The organism is Nocardia sp. NPDC050630 (genome assembly GCF_044457245.1).
In the GTDB taxonomy this organism is placed as follows: domain Bacteria; phylum Actinomycetota; class Actinomycetes; order Mycobacteriales; family Mycobacteriaceae; genus Nocardia.
The window spans coordinates 152155-169180 of sequence record NZ_JBITGN010000004.1; the positions used below are offsets into that span (position 1 = coordinate 152155).

General features: G+C 65.8%; 14 protein-coding genes. 4 read left to right on the top strand and 10 right to left on the bottom strand.

The window, feature by feature from the left end; genetic code table 11:
- Positions 1–1551 (bottom strand): MFS transporter, encoded by a 1551-nt coding sequence (locus tag ACIBG0_RS13310; RefSeq protein ID WP_397032184.1) that lies wholly within the window; start codon positions 1549–1551, stop codon positions 1–3.
- Positions 1552–1778: 227 nt separating this feature from the next.
- Positions 1779–3038 (bottom strand): uroporphyrinogen-III C-methyltransferase, encoded by a 1260-nt coding sequence (cobA, locus tag ACIBG0_RS13315; protein WP_397032681.1) that lies wholly within the window; start codon positions 3036–3038, stop codon positions 1779–1781.
- Positions 3039–3259: 221 nt separating this feature from the next.
- Between cobA and ACIBG0_RS13320 the strand changes: the two genes are divergently transcribed.
- Entirely contained in the window at positions 3260–3712 is a 453-nt protein-coding gene (locus ACIBG0_RS13320) for a nucleoside deaminase (RefSeq protein WP_397032186.1), read from the top strand.
- 16 nt (positions 3713–3728) lie between these two features.
- Here the strand turns inward: ACIBG0_RS13320 and ACIBG0_RS13325 are convergent, their stop codons facing one another.
- Complete coding sequence (locus tag ACIBG0_RS13325) at positions 3729–5090, bottom strand: DoxX family protein (protein WP_397032188.1); 1362 nt, start codon at positions 5088–5090, stop codon at positions 3729–3731.
- Between the two features lie 341 nt (positions 5091–5431).
- Here ACIBG0_RS13325 and ACIBG0_RS13330 point away from each other — a divergent pair, with 341 nt between their 5' ends.
- Together ACIBG0_RS13330 and ACIBG0_RS13335 are read left to right on the top strand one after the other, a co-directional pair.
- Positions 5432–6562, top strand: coding sequence for a phosphotransferase family protein (locus ACIBG0_RS13330; RefSeq protein ID WP_397032190.1), 1131 nt, complete (start codon positions 5432–5434; stop codon positions 6560–6562).
- 2 nt (positions 6563–6564) lie between these two features.
- Positions 6565–7662, top strand: coding sequence for a hypothetical protein (locus ACIBG0_RS13335; RefSeq protein ID WP_397032191.1), 1098 nt, complete (start codon positions 6565–6567; stop codon positions 7660–7662).
- 86 nt (positions 7663–7748) lie between these two features.
- On the opposite strand, the gene ACIBG0_RS13340 is transcribed toward ACIBG0_RS13335, so the two are convergent.
- A complete protein-coding gene (locus ACIBG0_RS13340) occupies positions 7749–8141 on the bottom strand; it encodes a VOC family protein (protein WP_397032193.1) in 393 nt (130 codons plus the stop codon).
- A gap of 223 nt (positions 8142–8364) precedes the next feature.
- Here ACIBG0_RS13340 and ACIBG0_RS13345 point away from each other — a divergent pair, with 223 nt between their 5' ends.
- A complete protein-coding gene (locus ACIBG0_RS13345; protein WP_397032195.1) occupies positions 8365–9579 on the top strand; it encodes a cytochrome P450 in 1215 nt (404 codons plus the stop codon).
- Here the strand turns inward: ACIBG0_RS13345 and ACIBG0_RS13350 are convergent.
- The 6 genes from ACIBG0_RS13350 to mqo form a co-directional block, all read right to left on the bottom strand.
- Positions 9513–9989 (bottom strand): cobalamin biosynthesis protein, encoded by a 477-nt coding sequence (locus tag ACIBG0_RS13350; RefSeq protein ID WP_397032197.1) that lies wholly within the window; start codon positions 9987–9989, stop codon positions 9513–9515. The two genes, ACIBG0_RS13345 and ACIBG0_RS13350, sit on opposite strands and share 67 nt — an antisense overlap.
- A gap of 88 nt (positions 9990–10077) precedes the next feature.
- Positions 10078–11646: a cobyrinate a,c-diamide synthase gene (locus ACIBG0_RS13355; protein WP_397032199.1), complete on the bottom strand. Its 1569-nt coding sequence runs from the start codon at positions 11644–11646 to the stop codon at positions 10078–10080.
- A gap of 85 nt (positions 11647–11731) precedes the next feature.
- Positions 11732–12346, bottom strand: coding sequence for a cob(I)yrinic acid a,c-diamide adenosyltransferase (cobO, locus tag ACIBG0_RS13360; RefSeq protein WP_397032201.1), 615 nt, complete (start codon positions 12344–12346; stop codon positions 11732–11734).
- Positions 12347–12406: 60 nt separating this feature from the next.
- Positions 12407–14527, bottom strand: a complete 2121-nt coding sequence (locus ACIBG0_RS13365) for a VWA domain-containing protein (protein WP_397032682.1) — start codon at positions 14525–14527, stop codon at positions 12407–12409.
- A 184-nt stretch (positions 14528–14711) separates the two neighbouring features.
- The gene (locus ACIBG0_RS13370) at positions 14712–15161 is read right to left on the bottom strand and encodes a GNAT family N-acetyltransferase (RefSeq protein ID WP_397032203.1); all 450 of its coding nucleotides are present in this window, start codon (positions 15159–15161) and stop codon (positions 14712–14714) included.
- A gap of 186 nt (positions 15162–15347) precedes the next feature.
- Positions 15348–16850, bottom strand: coding sequence for a malate dehydrogenase (quinone) (gene mqo / locus ACIBG0_RS13375; RefSeq protein ID WP_397032205.1), 1503 nt, complete (start codon positions 16848–16850; stop codon positions 15348–15350).
- Positions 16851–17026 lie beyond the last annotated feature (176 nt).

Genomic DNA, 17026 nt, shown 5'->3' on the forward strand with positions numbered 1-17026 from the left:
TCAGCCACTGTAGTCAGAGCGACGGATGACAGGTAGCGGCCCCGTTCGCGGCACCACCGGCATGGAGCCGGTACGCTGCGACTCCTCTTGCGCGTGCTGTGCCTCGGCCAGTTGTCTCGGTGTATAGCGCAGTGTCAGCGCGATGAAGCCAGCCAGCACCGCGGCCAGCGAGCAGACCGCGAGCACCAGCGTGTATCCGCTGCCGAGAGCGAAAATCTCGGCCTCGTTCATATCGGCCGCCTTGCCGGTGCGCCCGCCCATCGACATGGTGCGTGATGCCGCTATGGGAGTGAGCAGACCGATGAAGACCGGAGTCGCCAGGTTCATGAACATCTGCCCCACCGCGGACAGTGGGCCGATATCGGAGGCTGGCACGCCGACGAGCACGCACAGCGGCGCCAGCACCATTGCCACGCCGACACCGAAGCCGATCACGATCAACAGCGGCAGCAGAGTGGTCAGGTAATTCACGCCTCCGTCGAGCTGCGAGCCGACCAGCAGTCCGGCGGACAGCACGAATGCCGCGCCGCATACCAACCAGCGCGGTGCGACGAACAGCGCAGCCTTGGAGGCCACCGCGCCGCCGATGCCGATGCCGATGGTGAACGGGATCGATGCGATACCCGCCACCAGCGGTCCGTAGCCGAGCACATTCTGCAGGAACTGCGCGACGAAGAAGGTCATCGCGCCGAGTACGCCACCGGCCAGGAAGATCAGTAGGAAGGTGGTGACCCGATCGCGGCTGTCGAACAGCGACCACGGCAGCAGCGGATCATCAACAGTGCGCTCCACGACCACGAAAACGATCAGCAGCGCCGCGCCCGCCACCAGCGCACCTATTACGGCCGGACTACCCCACCCCAACTCCGGCCCCTCGGTCGCGCCGAACACTATCGACGCGCAGGCCAGGGTGCCGAGGACCGCGCCCTTGATATCGAGTGCGGATCGGTGGTGTTCGGTATCGGCGAGTTGGGACAGCGCACCGAGGATGATCAACACGCCTATGGGCACATTGATCAGGAAGATCCACCGCCAGGACAGCTGGGTCAGCGCACCGCCGACCACCAGACCGCCGACCGAGCCGATACCGACCATCGAGCCGACGATCGCAATGGCCTGATTGCGCGCCCTACCTGGCGCAAAAGTGGTCGCCACCAGTGCGAATGCCGTCGGCGCCGCAATCGCCGCGCCTGCACCCTGCACGGCGCGGGCCGCGATCAACATGGCCTGACTCTGCGCCAATCCGCACATCAGCGAGGCGATCGTGAACATGCCGACGCCCACGATCAGCATGCGTTTGCGACCGAACGCATCCCCGAGTCGCCCGCCGAGCAGCATCAGCCCCGCGAAAGTCAGACCGTAGGAGGTGACCGTCCACGCGCCGCCCGCGCTGGTCATGCCCATTTCCTCTTGCAGTCGAGGCAGCGCGAAGATGACCACGGTGCCGTCGAGAACAACCATCAGCTGCAGCCCGCTCAGCACGAGAATGGCGAGCCCGAAGGCCCGCTGCGTCACCGGGTACTGCGTCTTCGCAGGGGGATTATCGAGCACGGTGAGCCACTGTAATTGATCCGGAACCCAGGTCTCCGCTCCCGCGGCCGCGATTCATCTAGTCATAGCTAAAGTCACTGGACGGTTGTGAAACCCGCCAGTTGCGGTAGCCGATCGGCTGTGCCATCGAATATCGCGGCCCGGATGCTGCAACGATAAAGCCGGAACGGACCGAGGGGAGCTCATCGAACAGCATCGACGCGATGATTCGTCGATCCGAGGATGCGTTATCCGGCAGCGGAGTTGGCCTGCGGTTCGGCGGCATCGGCGGAGAAGCCCGCAGTGGGCCCGATCACAACGATCGCGGGTGGGCGGATAGCTTCGTCGCGAACGCGAGCGGCGACAGTGCCGAGGTCGGCGCGCAGGATACGTTGGGTGCGCAGGGTACCCTCCTGGATCACCGTCGCCGGGGTGTCGGCGGGTCGGCCGCCCTCGATGAGGGCCGTCGCGAATTGTTCGATGCGCTCGACGGCCATCATGAGCACGATGGTGCCGCGCAGGCGGGCCAGCGCGGGCCAGTCGACGAGGGAGTCCGGATGATCGGGTGCGACGTGGCCGCTGACCACCACGAATTCATGGGTAACGCCGCGATGGGTCACCGGAATGCCCGCGGCGGCGGGCACGGAGATCGGACTGGTGATGCCGGGGACCACGGTCACCGGGATGCCCGCCTCGACGCAGGCCTCGAGTTCCTCATAGCCCCGCCCGAATACATACGGGTCGCCGCCCTTGAGCCGCACCACGAATTTGCCCGACTTGGCGCCCTCGATCAGCGCGGAATTGATCGCCTCCTGCGCCATCGCCCGTCCGTAGGGAATCTTGGCCGCATCGATCACCTCGACGTCCGGACCGAGTTCGGCGAGTAGTTCCGGTGGTGCGAGCCGGTCGGCGACAACGAGATTCGCGCGGGCCAGCAGGCGGCGGCCGCGCACCGTGATCAGATCCGGATCGCCGGGACCGCCGCCGACCAGCGCGACACCCGGAGTGATCGGCGTCGAATCATCGTTCACCACACCTGATTGCAGCGCCTCGAGCAGTGCATTGCGCACCGCCGCGGATCGCCGATGCTGTCCACCGGCCAGCACGCCGAGCGTCAGGCCGTCGTGGCGCGCGGTCGCCGGAGTTACCGCCGTGCCCAGTCGGGCCACATCGGCGCGCACGCAGAAGATCCGTCGCTGGGTAGCCTCCTCGACGACGGCCGCATTGGTCTCGGGTTCATTGGTGCATGCGATCGCATACCAGGCACCGTCCAGATCGCCGTCTGCGTAGGCGCGCAATGTCAGTGTGAGTTGCCCCGATGTAGCCATCCCCTCCACGGCCGGGGTGACTTCGCGACTGATGACGTGCACGTCCGCTCCGGAGGCGATCAACAACCCGAGCCTGCGCTGCGCCACCGTCCCGCCGCCGACCACGACGACGCGTCGTCCATTGAGATCGAGCCCGACCAGGTAGTTCGGATCACTCGCGGGACGGTCGGCCGGATTGATTTCCGGCTGGTCATCGGTAGGTACTGACGTGTTCGGCACAATGTTCGAGCCTACGTCCTGCATGCGCGCGCCCGGCAATCACCCGCCTCGGTCGGCCTCCCTATACTTCGGCCCATGAATCGCTGGGGGTCGGGCGGCGTGATCGGATGGCTCGGGACGGCTTCGGCCGAACCCACTTACACCGACACGCGCTGGAGCAACCAGACCGGCAGGGTGGAGCCATGACACAGGCGGAGCAACTGCTCGAGGTGGCTTACGCAGAGGCACTGCGCGGCCGGGCCGAAGGCGGGATTCCGATCGGCGCGGCCCTGTTCGCGGCCGACGGCACCCTGCTCGGGCGCGGGCACAATCGGCGGGTGCAGTCCGGTGATCCCAGCATGCACGCCGAAACCGATGCGTTCCGCAATGCGGGTCGCCGCCGCGACTACGGCTCGACCATCATGGTGACCACGCTGTCACCGTGCTGGTATTGCAGCGGTCTGGTGCGCCAGTTCCGGATCGGCGCGGTGATCATCGGGGAAGCGCAGACCTTCCGCGGCGGACAGGACTGGCTGGCCGAGCACGGCGTCGTGGTGACCGTGCTCGACGACCGGCGCTGCATCGACCTGATGACCGAATTCATCGCGGATGAACCGCTGCTCTGGAACGAAGATATCGGGGTAGCCGGGGATTGATGTCGGACAAGGGATTTCAGCGGAAGTACGGATAGTCCTGCACCCAGTTGAACCCACGGCCGCGCAGCGGGAAGCTGTTCGGATCGACATGCAGCAAGGTGATGGTCACCGGCCGACCGTTCAGCTGCCCGCTGAGCGTCAGACGGTCGGGCGCTGGCTGTTCGAAGGTGAAGTCGGCGATGTGGGTGGGTTGCGCGTCCGGCCGCTCCGGCGGTGCGGATATCGAGATCTTGTGGGCGGCGGTATCCACAGTGGGAACGGCGGGTACAAGGGTGCCGTCCATCTTCTGGTAGGTCATTCCCGGCACATCGAAAACTACACGCTGCCAACGAGTTTGATCAGTGGTCAGCGGCGGCACCGGTACACCGTCCTGGGTGAATTCCGATACCGTCCAGATCCCGTAGAGCGGCGGCTTCGGGCTGCCACCGCCGCCCTCGTTCCAGTACTTCATGCCGGTGTGCACGAAACCCGATGCCATCCACACCGCCAGGACGACTTGCAGAACGATCGCGATCCGGCGAGTTCGGTTGCCGCGGAATGGATCCGGCTGCATAGCGGGTTCGGACGGCCGATTCAGCACCAGCACATTCGCCAACCGCCGCGCCTGCGGTGCGAGCAGCACCATGCTCAGCAGCATGAGGTGGAAGGCCAGGATCTTGACCGGCACGTCGAAGGTCATATTGAGCACGAACACCTGCGCCAGGCTCACCAGGCTCAGCATGGCGCCGACCGTCGCGGTCCTCGGCAGGAACAGCAGCACTCCGCCGAGCACTTCAGCACAGCCGAGCAGAATTTCGTAGGTGGGTGAACTTCCGACCTGATTCCACAGCACCGAAGCGGGGCTGAATGCACCGTAGGGCTGCAGCAGTTCGGCCAGCGTCGGCTCCGGCATCTGCGTCGGAATCGCCTTGGCGAATCCGTAGAGCAGCATCTGCCCGCCCAGGCACATCCGGATGAAGAGCAGGAACCAGGCCTGTAGCCGCCGATAGTTCGGTCTGCGCCGGTCCAGTGCCGTCCAGGCGAGGGTCGCCACTGCGGCGGCGATCAGCACGCAGAAGACGAATGTCCAGATGAAGTATTGATCGCCGCTGCCCGAATCCTCGCGCAGCACGACATCGGTATCGAAGAACAGTCGTCCGGCCGGTTCGATTATCGGACGCAAGGCGCGAAATTCCCAGAGCACCGCATCGTCGGGCAGCGATTCGGCGAGCAACCCGGCGAAGGCGAACGGAATCTGGGTGAACAGTAGACAGAACAGGCCGAAATAGCCGAAGGAGAACCGAAATGCGATCCTGGTCAAGGGATTCCACCGGGCGGTCGGCTCGGTCGGTATGACGCTGTCTTCCCGATCGAGAACCGCTGTACCGGCCGCGCTCACGACTGCGCCTCGTCGACGCTCGATTCCGTTGTGCGCGAAGACGCCCTGCGCCGATGGTTCACTCGCTGGCGCTCGCTCACACCAGTCCCTCCCTCTCACGACTCCAGGTCAACCGACGGTATCGGCGCGGGAGCTCGACCGCTTCCAGGAAAACCCCGATTCCCACCCCACCCATCGGCGTACGCAAACTCCGCCCGAAGTATGACCTCCACTTGGTACAGCGGATTGTCAATACCGAATATCACCTAGTGAGGGTCGCTCGATTTCTTCGAATTTCTGCGGTAAGCACCGACTAGAACGCGTTACAGTTTCCGCAGGCACATCCGTCAGGAGGACAAAGAATGGCCGACGATCCCGATCCCACCGCGCGACGGCAGCTGACCGTCAGCGCGCGGGACCTCGACACCCTCGCCGAGGACCTGTCCCGGTGGCTGGGCGGCAAGGTTCACGCGGACCACCCGCCCAGGATTTCGGCGCTGTCGCGGCCGCAGGGGGCGGGTATGTCGAGTCCGACGGTGCTGTTCGATGCGCAATGGAGTGTGGACGGGCGCGCCGACGGCGGTTCGTTCGTGGCCAGGATGACACCGGAGGCCGATTCCTTCCCGGTCTTCGAAAACTACGACCTGGAGCTGCAGTACCAGATCATGGCCGGGGTCGCGGCCGCCTCTGCGGTGCCCGTCCCCGAACTGTGCTGGCTGGAAACCGACGACAAGCCGCTCGGCACAAAGTTTTTCGTGATGCGTCGGATCGAGGGTCGGGTGCCTTCGGACAATCCGCCGTATGTGTTCATCGGCTGGCTATTCGACGCGAGTCCCGAGCAGCGGGCCGAACTGACCGCGAAGACCGTCGAGGTCATTGCGAAAGTGCACGAAATCCCGGATCCGGCAAAGCGATTCCCGATGCTGGACGGTCCGGGGCAAGCGCTGCGCCGACATGTCGAGTGGCATCGCAACTGGTACCGCTGGGCTTTGGCCGATGACGGCTATTCGATTCCCCTGATCGAGCGGACCTTCGACTGGCTCGACGCGCACTGGCCCGCCGATCCCGGTCCGGACGTGCTGAGTTGGGGCGATTCGCGACCGGGCAACATCCTGTACGACGGCTTCACCCCGGTCGGTGTACTCGATTGGGAGATGGCCGGGCTCGGCCCGCGCGAACTGGATATCGCCTGGGTGATCTTCATTCACCGCTTCTTCCAGGACCTTGCCACCCGCTTCGATCAGCCCGGACTGCCGGACTTCCTGCGCCGCGCCGATGTCGTCGCGAAATACGAAGAGCTCACCGGGTATACGGTTCGCGACCTCGACTTCTACATCGTGTACGCCGCGCTGCGGCACGCGATCGTGATGGCCAGGGTCAAGCGCCGGATGATCCACTTCGGCGAGGACACCGACACCCCAGACCGCGACGACTACGTGATGCACCGAGCAAGCCTCGAGGCGCTGCTCGACGGAACCTACGAATGGGATTGACGATGCCTTCCCCCCTTGACGAGTACCCGATCCACCAAACCCACCTGTCCATGTCCCGAGTCGCCAGCAGCGACCGGAACTTCTACGACAGAAACTATTTCAATGGTCACGACCGCGACGGCGGCACCTTCTTCGTCACCGGCGGCGGGGTGTATCCAAACCTCGGGGTGATCGACGCATATGCCTGCGTTCGGCGCGGTGATATCCAGCGCGCGGTCCGCTTCTCCGACGCGCTCGGCGATCGCGGCGTCGACCTGCGCGTCGGCGGCTACCGCATCGAGGTGCAGGAGCCCTTGCAGCGGATCCGAGTGATCTGTGAGCACGATGACCTCGGCTTCGACCTCACCTGGCACGGATCGTTCCCCGCCGTCGAGGAACAACCGCATCTGATCCTCAACGGCAACCGCCCGATCATCCAGGCGACCCGGTTCGCACAGGTCGGCTCCTGGGAGGGGACGCTGCACGTCGACGGCGCGGACCTCACCGTCGACCCGGCCGCCTGGATGGGCACAAGGGATCGCTCCTGGGGCATCCGCCCGGTCGGCGAACCCGAGCCGCCGGGCCGGGCCGCCGCCGAACCGTCCGGCGGATTCTGGTGGATGTACGTGCCGCTGCGCTTCGACGATTTCGCCATCGTGCTGATCTTGCAGGAGGAGCCCGACGGCAAGCGCACCCTCAACGACGCCGTGCGCATCTTCCCCGACGGCCGCACCGAACAGCTTGGCTGGCCGCGCTATCACATCGAATACCGGTCCGGCACACGACATCCCATCGGAGCCCGGCTGGAACTGACCACCCCCGACGGTAAGCCGCTCGAGGTCGAGGTCCGGACCGTCACCAATATCCCGCTGCACGTCGGCTGCGGCTACGGCGGGGATCCGGACTGGTTGCACGGTCGATGGATGGGGCGCGACTGGACCTCGAGCAGCAGTTACGACCTCAACGATCCGGCCATCGCGGGGCGCATTCCGTTCGGGGTCATCGACCATGTCGCGCACGCGCGTTGCGGGGATTCCGAGGGGTGGGGCCTGTTCGAACACGGGAGTCTGGGGCGCCACGATCCAACCGGGTTCGCAGACTGGGGTTCGGTCGCGCCGTAGGGTTTTCGGTGGGCGCGTGCTCGTACGTGCCCACCCGCGCCCGTCGCGACACATGACACAGCCTGCGGGCCGAGGGCACAACGGTTTCAGCTCGTCGGGCGAGCCAGTTCGGGACGTTTCAGGTAATCGGTCAGCCCGATCACATTCCCCCACGGATCGCAAACCTCTACGCTCCAACCGGTTCCGACCTCGAACGGCGCGCTGACCACCTGCACGCCGCGCCCTTCGAGCTCGGCCGTCGCCACCAACGTATCCGGCACTTCCAACCACAGCCGCATTCCGGACAGCCCGGCCTCCCCCGCCCGCGGATCCACGCGAGCCATCACACCGGCCACCTCACCCCCGATATCGAATACCGCAATCCCCTGCTCCGGCAGCGTGAACTTCACCGCCAGCCCCAGCACGGCACCGTAGAACGACACCGCGGCATCCAGGTCACCGACCGGAACCAGCACATTGTCGATACCTCGGATCTCCATCAGCCCACTAAACCACGCCGGTGCACGGGATCGGCGCGGATTCGATCGGCTTCCCCCCGTTGAGAACTGTCATGCTGGCGGGCGCGCCGGATGCCTGGCACGATGCCGCAACCGGCGAAACATCCTGCTGAGCAGGCTGATTCGCCGGAAGCTTTGTCTGGTCGCGGACGCGACCGATTGTCCATACCCGTGCCAACGGGTCGGCACCGCCCGAGGGGTCATCATGACAAGTCTTCCCGCATTCCCCGCAGCCGACGAAAGCCCGCTCGACACCTGCATCCGGCTACAGCAGACCGCTCCGGTGGTCGAAGTGGAATTCCCGGGCGGTGTGCCCGCATATTTGGCCTTGTCACACAAAGCCGTTGCGGAGATCCTCGCCGGTGACAACAAGACCTTCGCCAGAGACCCGAAGCATTGGCCCGCGCTCTATGACGGCTCGATCCCCGAGGACTGGCCGCTGCGCGCCATCGTCCAAGGCGACCACCTGGCGACGAAGGATGGCGAGGATCACCGTCGGTTGCGTGGTCTGGTCAGCAAGGGGTTCACACCTCGGCGCGTGCAGGCGATGGAGCCACGCATCCAGGAGATCATCGATGGACTGCTGGACGAGGTGATCGCGGCGGGCGACGGGGTGGACCTGGTGCCCAACTTCACCGACGCACTGCCGATGGCGGTCATCGCCGAATTGTTCGGCGTTGCCGACGCGGACCGGCCACGGCTGCGGAAATGGACCTCCACCCTGTTGGCGCACACCACCCCGCCCGAGGTGGCATTCGCGACCCAGAACGAACTCGGGGCATTCCTGCACGAACTCGTGCAGCGCAAGCAGCAGGAACCTGGCGACGACCTGACCTCGGATCTGGTGCAGGCACGCGATGCGGGCGATCGGCTCACCACCGATGAATTGGTCGGCGTGCTCTGGCTGATGCTGATCGCCGGTCACGAGACCACAGTGCATTTGCTCGGTCACGCCGTTGTCGCACTGCATCGGAATCCCGATCAGCTCGCCTTGGCCAAGGCCGAAGATCGTTGGGCCGATGTGGTCGAGGAGACGTTGCGGTACCGCCACTCGGTCATGATGACCAGCTACCGGTTCACACTGACCGATGTGACGATCGCGGGGGTGCCCATTCCCAAGGGGAGCGCGGTCGGAGTGGTCTATCAGGCGACCGGAATCGATCCGGAGCAGTACGGCGAGACCGCGAACCAATTCGACCTCACCCGCGAGCAGACCGGACATCTCGGCTTCGGGCACGGACCCCGCTACTGCATCGGTGCACCGCTGGCCCGACTGGAGAGCCGACTCGCCCTCGCCTCGCTCTACGGACGACTGCCTGACCTGCGGCTGACCATCGCCCCGGACGAGATTCCCTACTCGCCGTCGTTCTTCACCGTCGGCCCGTTGTCGCTGCCGATCGAATTGGGAAAGGTGTCCTGACTCTCGTTACGGCAGTGGTGATCAGCGGCTGCGATCACTATTCCGTCGACGGTCCGCTTGGGTACTACGAGCGGACCGTCGGCCGCCAGTAGCGCGGCGGCCTCGGCGACGCTGGCGGTGCCGAGAGCGTCCTGGGTGCGTGAGGAGGGATTCGGTACCTCGACCCGCGCGAGTTCGGCTGCGGTGAAGGTGCGGATCGAGACGCCAAGGCGGTCGGCGGCAGCAAAGAGTTCCTCGGCACGTCGATCGATGGTCGCGAGACAGGCAATACACCTGTCGCCCATTACTTCTCGCAGCGCATCGAGAATTCGTCCGCTCGATGTGCCGGGTCGAAATCCGAGGCCAACTGCCAGTTCGGGGGCACGCGGATATCCCGCTGTCGCTGCCTTGGCATCGAACGGCGGCGCCACCGGGCCGTGCGGATCTGCTCCCCGGTCGAGCTGAGCCGCAAACGAGTCAGGCCGTAACACCGGTGCCGCGGGCCGCGACCCAGGGCTCTCAGGCGGTTGCACGGATACGGGCGTAGTCGGCCGCTGCCGCAACGAAACGACATGTTGCTCTGGGGTTTCCGGCCGGATGGGTGTGCAGGTAGGAGGCGTGGACGTGGTGGATGAGAGCGCCCTCGCGGATGCGTTCACCTGCGGTATGCCAACCCCAGGCGGGAGTGTCAGTGCCGGTTGTGACGATGCGGGTGCGGTGGAATTCGTGGCCGCGTACCCGTTCTCCCGTGCGCCACAGGGCGGAATCGGCCAGTGCCACGGCATCTCGATAGCCGAGGGTCAAGCGGGGGCCGAATTCAGCTGTCGCATCGACCACACCGGCCATCGGATGGCCGTCCAGCGAGCGGCAGAGATACAGCAGTCCGGCACATTCGGCATGCACCGGAAGGCCCATTCCGGCCTGCTCGGCGACCTGCGCCAACAGCCGATCATTGGCCGCCAATGCCGCCGCATGCTCCTCTGGAAACCCACCGGGTAGTACCAAACCGGCTGTCCCCGTGGGAAGTTCGTCGCGCATCGGGTCGAAGACCACAACCCGTGCGCCCGCGGCCTCCAACAGCTCCCTATGCTCGGCATACCCGAACGTGAACGCAGGTCCGCCAGCCATCGCGATCACGGGATCGAGCCAAGCCCCGGTGGCCGCACCCTGGCCGCGTGTGGACGTCGCCGCCGCACCGCCTCGCGCAGCAGGCCCGACGGCAGTGCCATTGGGAGCCTGGGCATTCGAATGACTCGCGGCAAGCGCGCTGGTCACGTCTACGGCGGTCGTTTCGTCTACGCTCGGCCCGGCCGCGGCGTTCGAGTCTTCGGATTCGCGGATCGCGGTTACCGGATCCCAAGCTGGGGCGGTTGTGGTCGAGCGGGCGAGGCGGGCGACGGTGGGAAGGTCGACGTGGGCGGCCACGAGGTCGGTCATCGCTTCGACGGCGGCGGTGGCGGCGTGGCCGTGTTCGACGGCGGGGATGAGGCCGAGATGGCGGGACGGGACCTCGAGTTCGGCCATTCGTGGTAGTGATCCGAGGACCGGGAGGCCGACTCGGTCGCAGGCGGCACGTAGTACCTGGTCGTGGCGTTCGCTGCCGACTCGGTTCAGGATGACGCCGCCCAGGCGGATCGCGGTATCGAAGGTAGCGAAACCGTGCAGGAGGGCGGCAAGGCTCTGACTGTGGCCGCGCGCATCGACCACCAAAATCACTGGGGCACCTAGTATTCCAGCTACTTGTGCGGTGGAGCCCTCGGCGATCGGTGCGGCATGGTTCGCATCGATGCGGCCGTCGAACAGGCCCATCACGCCCTCGACCACAGCCAGATCACACCCTTCGGCACCGTGGCGGTACAGCGGGACAACACGTTCCGCACCGACGAGCACCGGATCGAGATTGCGACCGGGCCGCCCAGCCGCCAGCCCGTGATATCCCGGATCGATGTAGTCCGGGCCCACCTTGAACGGCGCCACCCGATGTCCCGCCCGCCGCAGCGCCCCGATCAAACCGGTCGCCAAGGTCGTCTTCCCACTGCCCGAAGCGGGCGCGGCGATCACCACCGCCGGAACCTGTCCTGTGCTCACGACAGGTTCCGGTAGATCGAGTGATGCACTGGTGCAGGCAAACGTCGAGTGCCGCCCCCTACCAACGCATTCCCGAGCGGTGAGGTCACCATTCGATGCCCCGTTGGCCTTTGCGGCCCGCGTCCATGGGGTGTTTGACTTTCGTCATTTCGGTGACGAGGTCGGCGGCATTCAGGAGTGTTGGGGGGGCATCGCGGCCGGTGATAACCACGTGTTGGTTGCCGGGGCGGTCGCGAAGGGTTTCGACGACTTCGTCGACATCGACCCAACCCCATTTGAGCGGGTAAGTGAATTCGTCGAGGACGTAGAAGCGGTGCTGTTCGGTCTGAAGCCTGCGCGCGATCTCGCGCCACCCGGCCAGTGCAGCGGCAGCGTGGTCCTCATCGGTGCCCTGTTTACGGGTCCACGACCATCCCTCGCCCATCTTGTGCCATTCAACCGGCCCGCCGACACCGGTCTCCTCGTGCAGACGACCGAGCGTACGAAAAGCCGCCTCCTCCCCCACCTTCCACTTCGCACTCTTGACGAACTGGAATACCGCAATATCGAAGCCCTGATTCCACGCGCGCAACGCCATCCCGAACGCAGCCGTCGACTTCCCCTTGCCCGGCCCGGTATGCACCGCAAGCACCGGCAGATTCCGCCGCTGCCGCGTCGTCAGCCCATCATCCGGAACCGTCTCCGGCACACCCTTAGGCATCGAAACTCCTTGATAGCCCATTGATCAGAACGTCCACATCGGTCACAACGCCCGCCACGATCATGCGGCTCGCGTCGGGCCGGGGCGGCCGGACCCGGCGCGGACGACGGCGGCGACCGAGTCACCGGTCAGTTCGGCCAGTTGCAGGTAGCCGGCACGAAGGGTACGGGCCAGGTCGGCGGCGAGGCCGAGGCGGATCATGCCGCGTTCACAGTCCACGACCATCGAGGTGATGGCCTCGGCGGCAAGCAGATTCGCGGCGGCGCGGGCGCGCGGCACCGGATCGACGCCGCCGGTGGCGCGGCCGTCGGTGAGCAGGACCAGCATCGGGCGGCGGCGCGGATCGCGGACGCGCTCGCGGTGCACGACCTCGCGGGCCTTCAAAAGACCTGCGGCGAGCGGGGTTTTGCCGCCGGTGCGGATGCCGGACAGGCGTCGCACCGCGATATCCACCGAAGAGGTCGGTGGCAAGACGAGTTCGGCTTCTCGACCGCGCACAGTGATCACGGCGACCTTGTCCCGCCGCTGGTAGGCATCACGCAGCAAAGCCACGACCGCGCCGGTAACCGCCGAGAGACGATCGCGTGCTGCCATGGATCCCGAGGCATCGACCACGAACACCACCAGGTTGCCTTCGCGCCCTTCGCGATACGCACCGCGCAGATCATCGGCGGCCAACTTCAACGGTCCTTCGGCTCGGCCGCGGGCATGCTGGTACGGTGCGGCGGCGAACACGGTGCCGAGCAGATGCAGGCCGCCGGAAGTATCGGTACTGGAGCGCACCATGCGTCCCTGCCTGGTCTGCGCGCGCGAGCGGCGGCCCGCCGCGCCCTCGCCGACGCCCGGCACTTCCCAACGAGGCGGTGTCACAACGGATGTCGCCGGTGCGCCGATACGACCCTCGCGCGCGGACGGTGACTGCCCGCCGCCCGGTGCATCCGGACCGCCGCCGTCGGGGTCAGGAGCGCCTGAACCGCCGTTGTCGGGACCGCCGTCTGGATCATCTTCTGGGCCTCGATCATCCGGGCCACCATTGCTGGGACCACCGTCCGGATCGTCCGCCCTGTTCAACGCACTATCCGAACCGCCATCGGCCCTGGCGTCATCGGCACCGCTGGGGCCACTGTCCAGACCACGCGAACCACCATCGTCCGAACGACCGCCGTCCAGATCCCCGCCCTGCTCCAATTCCGCACGAGCACTGGGCTTTTCCGCCTCTTCCCTCGCGGCACGCATCGCCTCGTCCAGCTGCTCTTCACTGATCCCCGGCTCATCGAACGGATCCCGCCGCCGTCGATGCGGCAGCGCCAACTCGGCCGCAACCCGCACATCCGCCTCGGCCACGGCATCCGCCCCACGCCAGGCCGCATGAGCAGTCGCGGTCCTGGCCACCACCAGATCGGCTCGCATCCCGTCCACATCGAATGACGCACACAGCGCGGCGATTCGCCGCAACTCCACATCATCGAGGGCGACGGATGCGACCCGCTCGCGGGCGGTCAGAATCCGTTCGGCCACCTCCCGGTCGGCCGCGGCATAGCGCGCGGCGAATCCGGCCGGGTCCGCCTCGTAGTCCAGCCGACGCCGCACCACCGACATCCGCACGTCCACATTCCGTGAGGCCGCGACATCGACGGTGAGCCCGAATCGGTCGAGTAGCTGCGGGCGCAGCTCACCCTCCTCCGGATTCATGGTGCCGACCAGCACGAACCGTGCCGGATGCGAATGCGAAACCCCATCACGCTCGATATGCACCCGACCCATCGCGGCGGCATCGAGCAGCACGTCCACCAGGTGGTCGTGCAGCAGATTCACCTCGTCGACATAGAGCACGCCGTGATGCGCGGCCGCCAACAGTCCGGGCCGGAACGCATGCTCGCCATCGCGCAACACTCGTTCCAGATCCAAAGAACCGACCACCCGGTCTTCAGTGGCCCCCACCGGCAACTCGACCAGCCGAGCGGGCCGCGCACCCGTCTCATCGACAATGGGCGGCAGCAATTGCGCAAGCGCCCGCACCACGGTCGATTTCGCGGTCCCCTTCTCCCCGCGCACCAATACGCCGCCGATCCCGGGATGCACCGCACACAGGATCAATGCCAGCTGCAACCGCTCCTGCCCCACCACCGCCGAGAACGGAAAGCCCGCATCACCATCGGCACCGGGACGCGTCCCGGTCAACGAAGGGGTATGCGGCGCGTTTTCGGTTCGGGGCAATGACACGCCCCAAACTCTATTCGCGCCGCCGAACAGCGCCCTGCACCGCCCCGCCACTGGGCAAGGTCTCGCATCCCCAGCGACAACCTCGCACAAGCCACGCCTTAGCCAGCCACGACCTGTGCGACCGCTCGAAGACCGCCGGTGCTCAGCCCTTACGCATGGGCAGGTGCATGATGCCGTCTTCTTCGAACTCGTCGCCATCGGGCTTGAAGCCGAATTTGGCGTACATGTCGACCAGGTAGGTCTGGGCACTCAGGCGCACGGTCGCCGAACCCGCCTCGGCGAGCGCGGCCTGCACCAGCCGGGTGGTGTAGCCGTGCCCGCGCGCCGGAGGCGAGGTGCACAACCGGCCGATACGGAAGGACTTCACACCGTTCTCGTGCTCCTCGGTCAGCCGCAGCGTCGAGATGATCTCGCCCTCGTCATCGAGCCAGAAATGGCGCGTCTCCGGCAGCAGGTCGAGGCCGTCCAACTCCGGGTACGCGCACTTCTGCTCGACGACAAAGACTTCCACGCGAAGCTTCAACAGCTGATAAAGGGTGGCGGTGTCGAGATCGAGCGCCCAGGACCGTTTGAGTGCAACCGTTGACATCATCGCGTCTTGCTATCACAACTGCGCGTTCGGCGCGACCGCTGTGTCCAATTTGCGATGTCGCGGGGCCCTGTGTATTCACGCGAACCACCACTTCCCGGCCCGTCGCTCAACACCGCGCAGTGCCCGATTCGCGATGTTGACGGGCCCTGCGTGGTTACGCGAACTACCGCCTCCGGACCCCGTCGCTCACACCGCGGTGTGCTTTCGCGTGTTGTCCGACACACCGTTCAGGTTCAGCGTTTTAGTCGACCAATCCCAGACTTCCTGGAACAGCGCCTGGTTCTCCGAGAGCTTCACGCCGAGCGAAGGCACCATTTCCTTCAGCTTGGGCGACCAATCGGCGTACTCGCTCGGGAAGCAGCGCTGCAGCACGTCGATCATGGCGCTCACACACGTCGACGCGCCGGGCGACGCGCCGAGCAGACCCGCAATGGTGCCGTCCTCGGCGGCGATAACCGCCGTGCCGAACTCGAGCACACCGCCCGCGCCCTTGCGCCGGATGACCTGTACGCGCTGCCCCGCGGTGATCAGCTCCCAGTCGTGCCCATCCGCGCGCGGAATGAACTCCTCCAGTGTGGCCACCTTGCCCGCCTCGGACTTGAGCAGCTCGCTGATCAGGTACTTGGTCAGGCCGAGTTCGGTGACGCCGACGCCGAGCAGGGAGAAGATATTGTTCGGCTTGACCGACTTGAACAGATCGGTGTTCTTACCATCCTTGAGGAACTTCGGCGTCCATCCGGCATACGGGCCGAACAGCAGGCCGGGACGACCCTTGATGATGCGAGTGTCCAAGTGCGGCACCGACATCGGCGGCGCGCCGACAGCCGCCTTGCCGTAGACCTTGGCCTCGTGCTTGTAGATCAGATCCGGGTTGGTGCAGCGGATGAACTGACCACTGATCGGGAAGCCACCGAAACCCTTGGCCTCCTTGATGCCCGCCTTCTGCAGCAGCGGCAGCGCACCGCCACCGGCGCCGACGAAGACGAATTTGCTGATGAGCGTTCGGGTTTGGCGAGTACGCAGGTTGCGCACCCTGACCAGCCAGGAACCGTCGGACTGCTTGGTCAGATTGCGCACCTCGTTACCGAAGGCCAGATCGACACCGGAGCGGCCGAGGTAGGCCAGCAGTTCGCTGGTGAGCGAACCGAAGTCGATATCGGTACCCTCGTTGGTCCAGTTCAGCGCGATCGGATCGGAGAAGTCGCGACCCCGGGCCATCAGCGGCAGCCGCTTGGCGAATTCGTCGGGGCTGTCGATGTATTCCATCGTCGAGAACAGCGGATGCCGCGACAACGCCTCGTACCGCTTTCGCAGGTAGTCGACGTTGTCCGCGCCGTGCACGAAGCTGACGTGCGGGATGGGGTTGATGAAGGCGGAGGGATCGCCGAGGATGCCGTTCTCCACGCCGTAGGACCAGAACTGGCGCGAGACCTGGAACCGCTCATTGATATCGATGGCCTTGCTGATATCGACCGAACCGTCCGGATTCTGCGGGCTGTAGTTCAGCTCGCACAGTGCGGAGTGTCCGGTGCCCGCGTTGTTCCACGGATCGCTGCTCTCAGCGGCGGCCGCGTCCAGCCGCTCGAATAGGGAGATCGACCATTCCGGCTGCAGCTGCCGAAGCAGTGCGCCGAGAGTGGCACTCATGATGCCGGCACCGATGAGTACTACATCGGTCTTTTCAGTCATGGCAGCGTTCGGCACGGGTAGATCGACTTCCTTGTCCTTCTGCGCACGCCCACCCCCACGGTGGGCCTGCTGGGCACGGGCGCTATGTGGTTGTTGCGAGTCCTGCGTGACTCGGCGGGGTGTAGGTTACCCGCCGTTCACCTAGCCCAATTGTGCACCTCACCTGTTCGAAGTCC

Bases quoted from the DNA above. Each gene is read 5' to 3' on its own strand.
- cobO (WP_397032201.1), bottom strand. From the start codon at position 12,346: ATGCCTAAGGGTGTGCCGGAGACGGTTCCGGATGATGGGCTGACGACG.
- ACIBG0_RS13330 (WP_397032190.1), top strand. From the start codon at position 5,432: ATGGCCGACGATCCCGATCCCACCGCGCGACGGCAGCTGACCGTCAGC.
- mqo (WP_397032205.1), bottom strand. From the start codon at position 16,850: ATGACTGAAAAGACCGATGTAGTACTCATCGGTGCCGGCATCATGAGT.
- ACIBG0_RS13320 (WP_397032186.1), top strand. From the start codon at position 3,260: ATGACACAGGCGGAGCAACTGCTCGAGGTGGCTTACGCAGAGGCACTG.
- ACIBG0_RS13370 (WP_397032203.1), bottom strand. From the start codon at position 15,161: ATGATGTCAACGGTTGCACTCAAACGGTCCTGGGCGCTCGATCTCGAC.
- ACIBG0_RS13340 (WP_397032193.1), bottom strand. From the start codon at position 8,141: ATGGAGATCCGAGGTATCGACAATGTGCTGGTTCCGGTCGGTGACCTG.
- ACIBG0_RS13335 (WP_397032191.1), top strand. From the start codon at position 6,565: ATGCCTTCCCCCCTTGACGAGTACCCGATCCACCAAACCCACCTGTCC.
- ACIBG0_RS13345 (WP_397032195.1), top strand. From the start codon at position 8,365: ATGACAAGTCTTCCCGCATTCCCCGCAGCCGACGAAAGCCCGCTCGAC.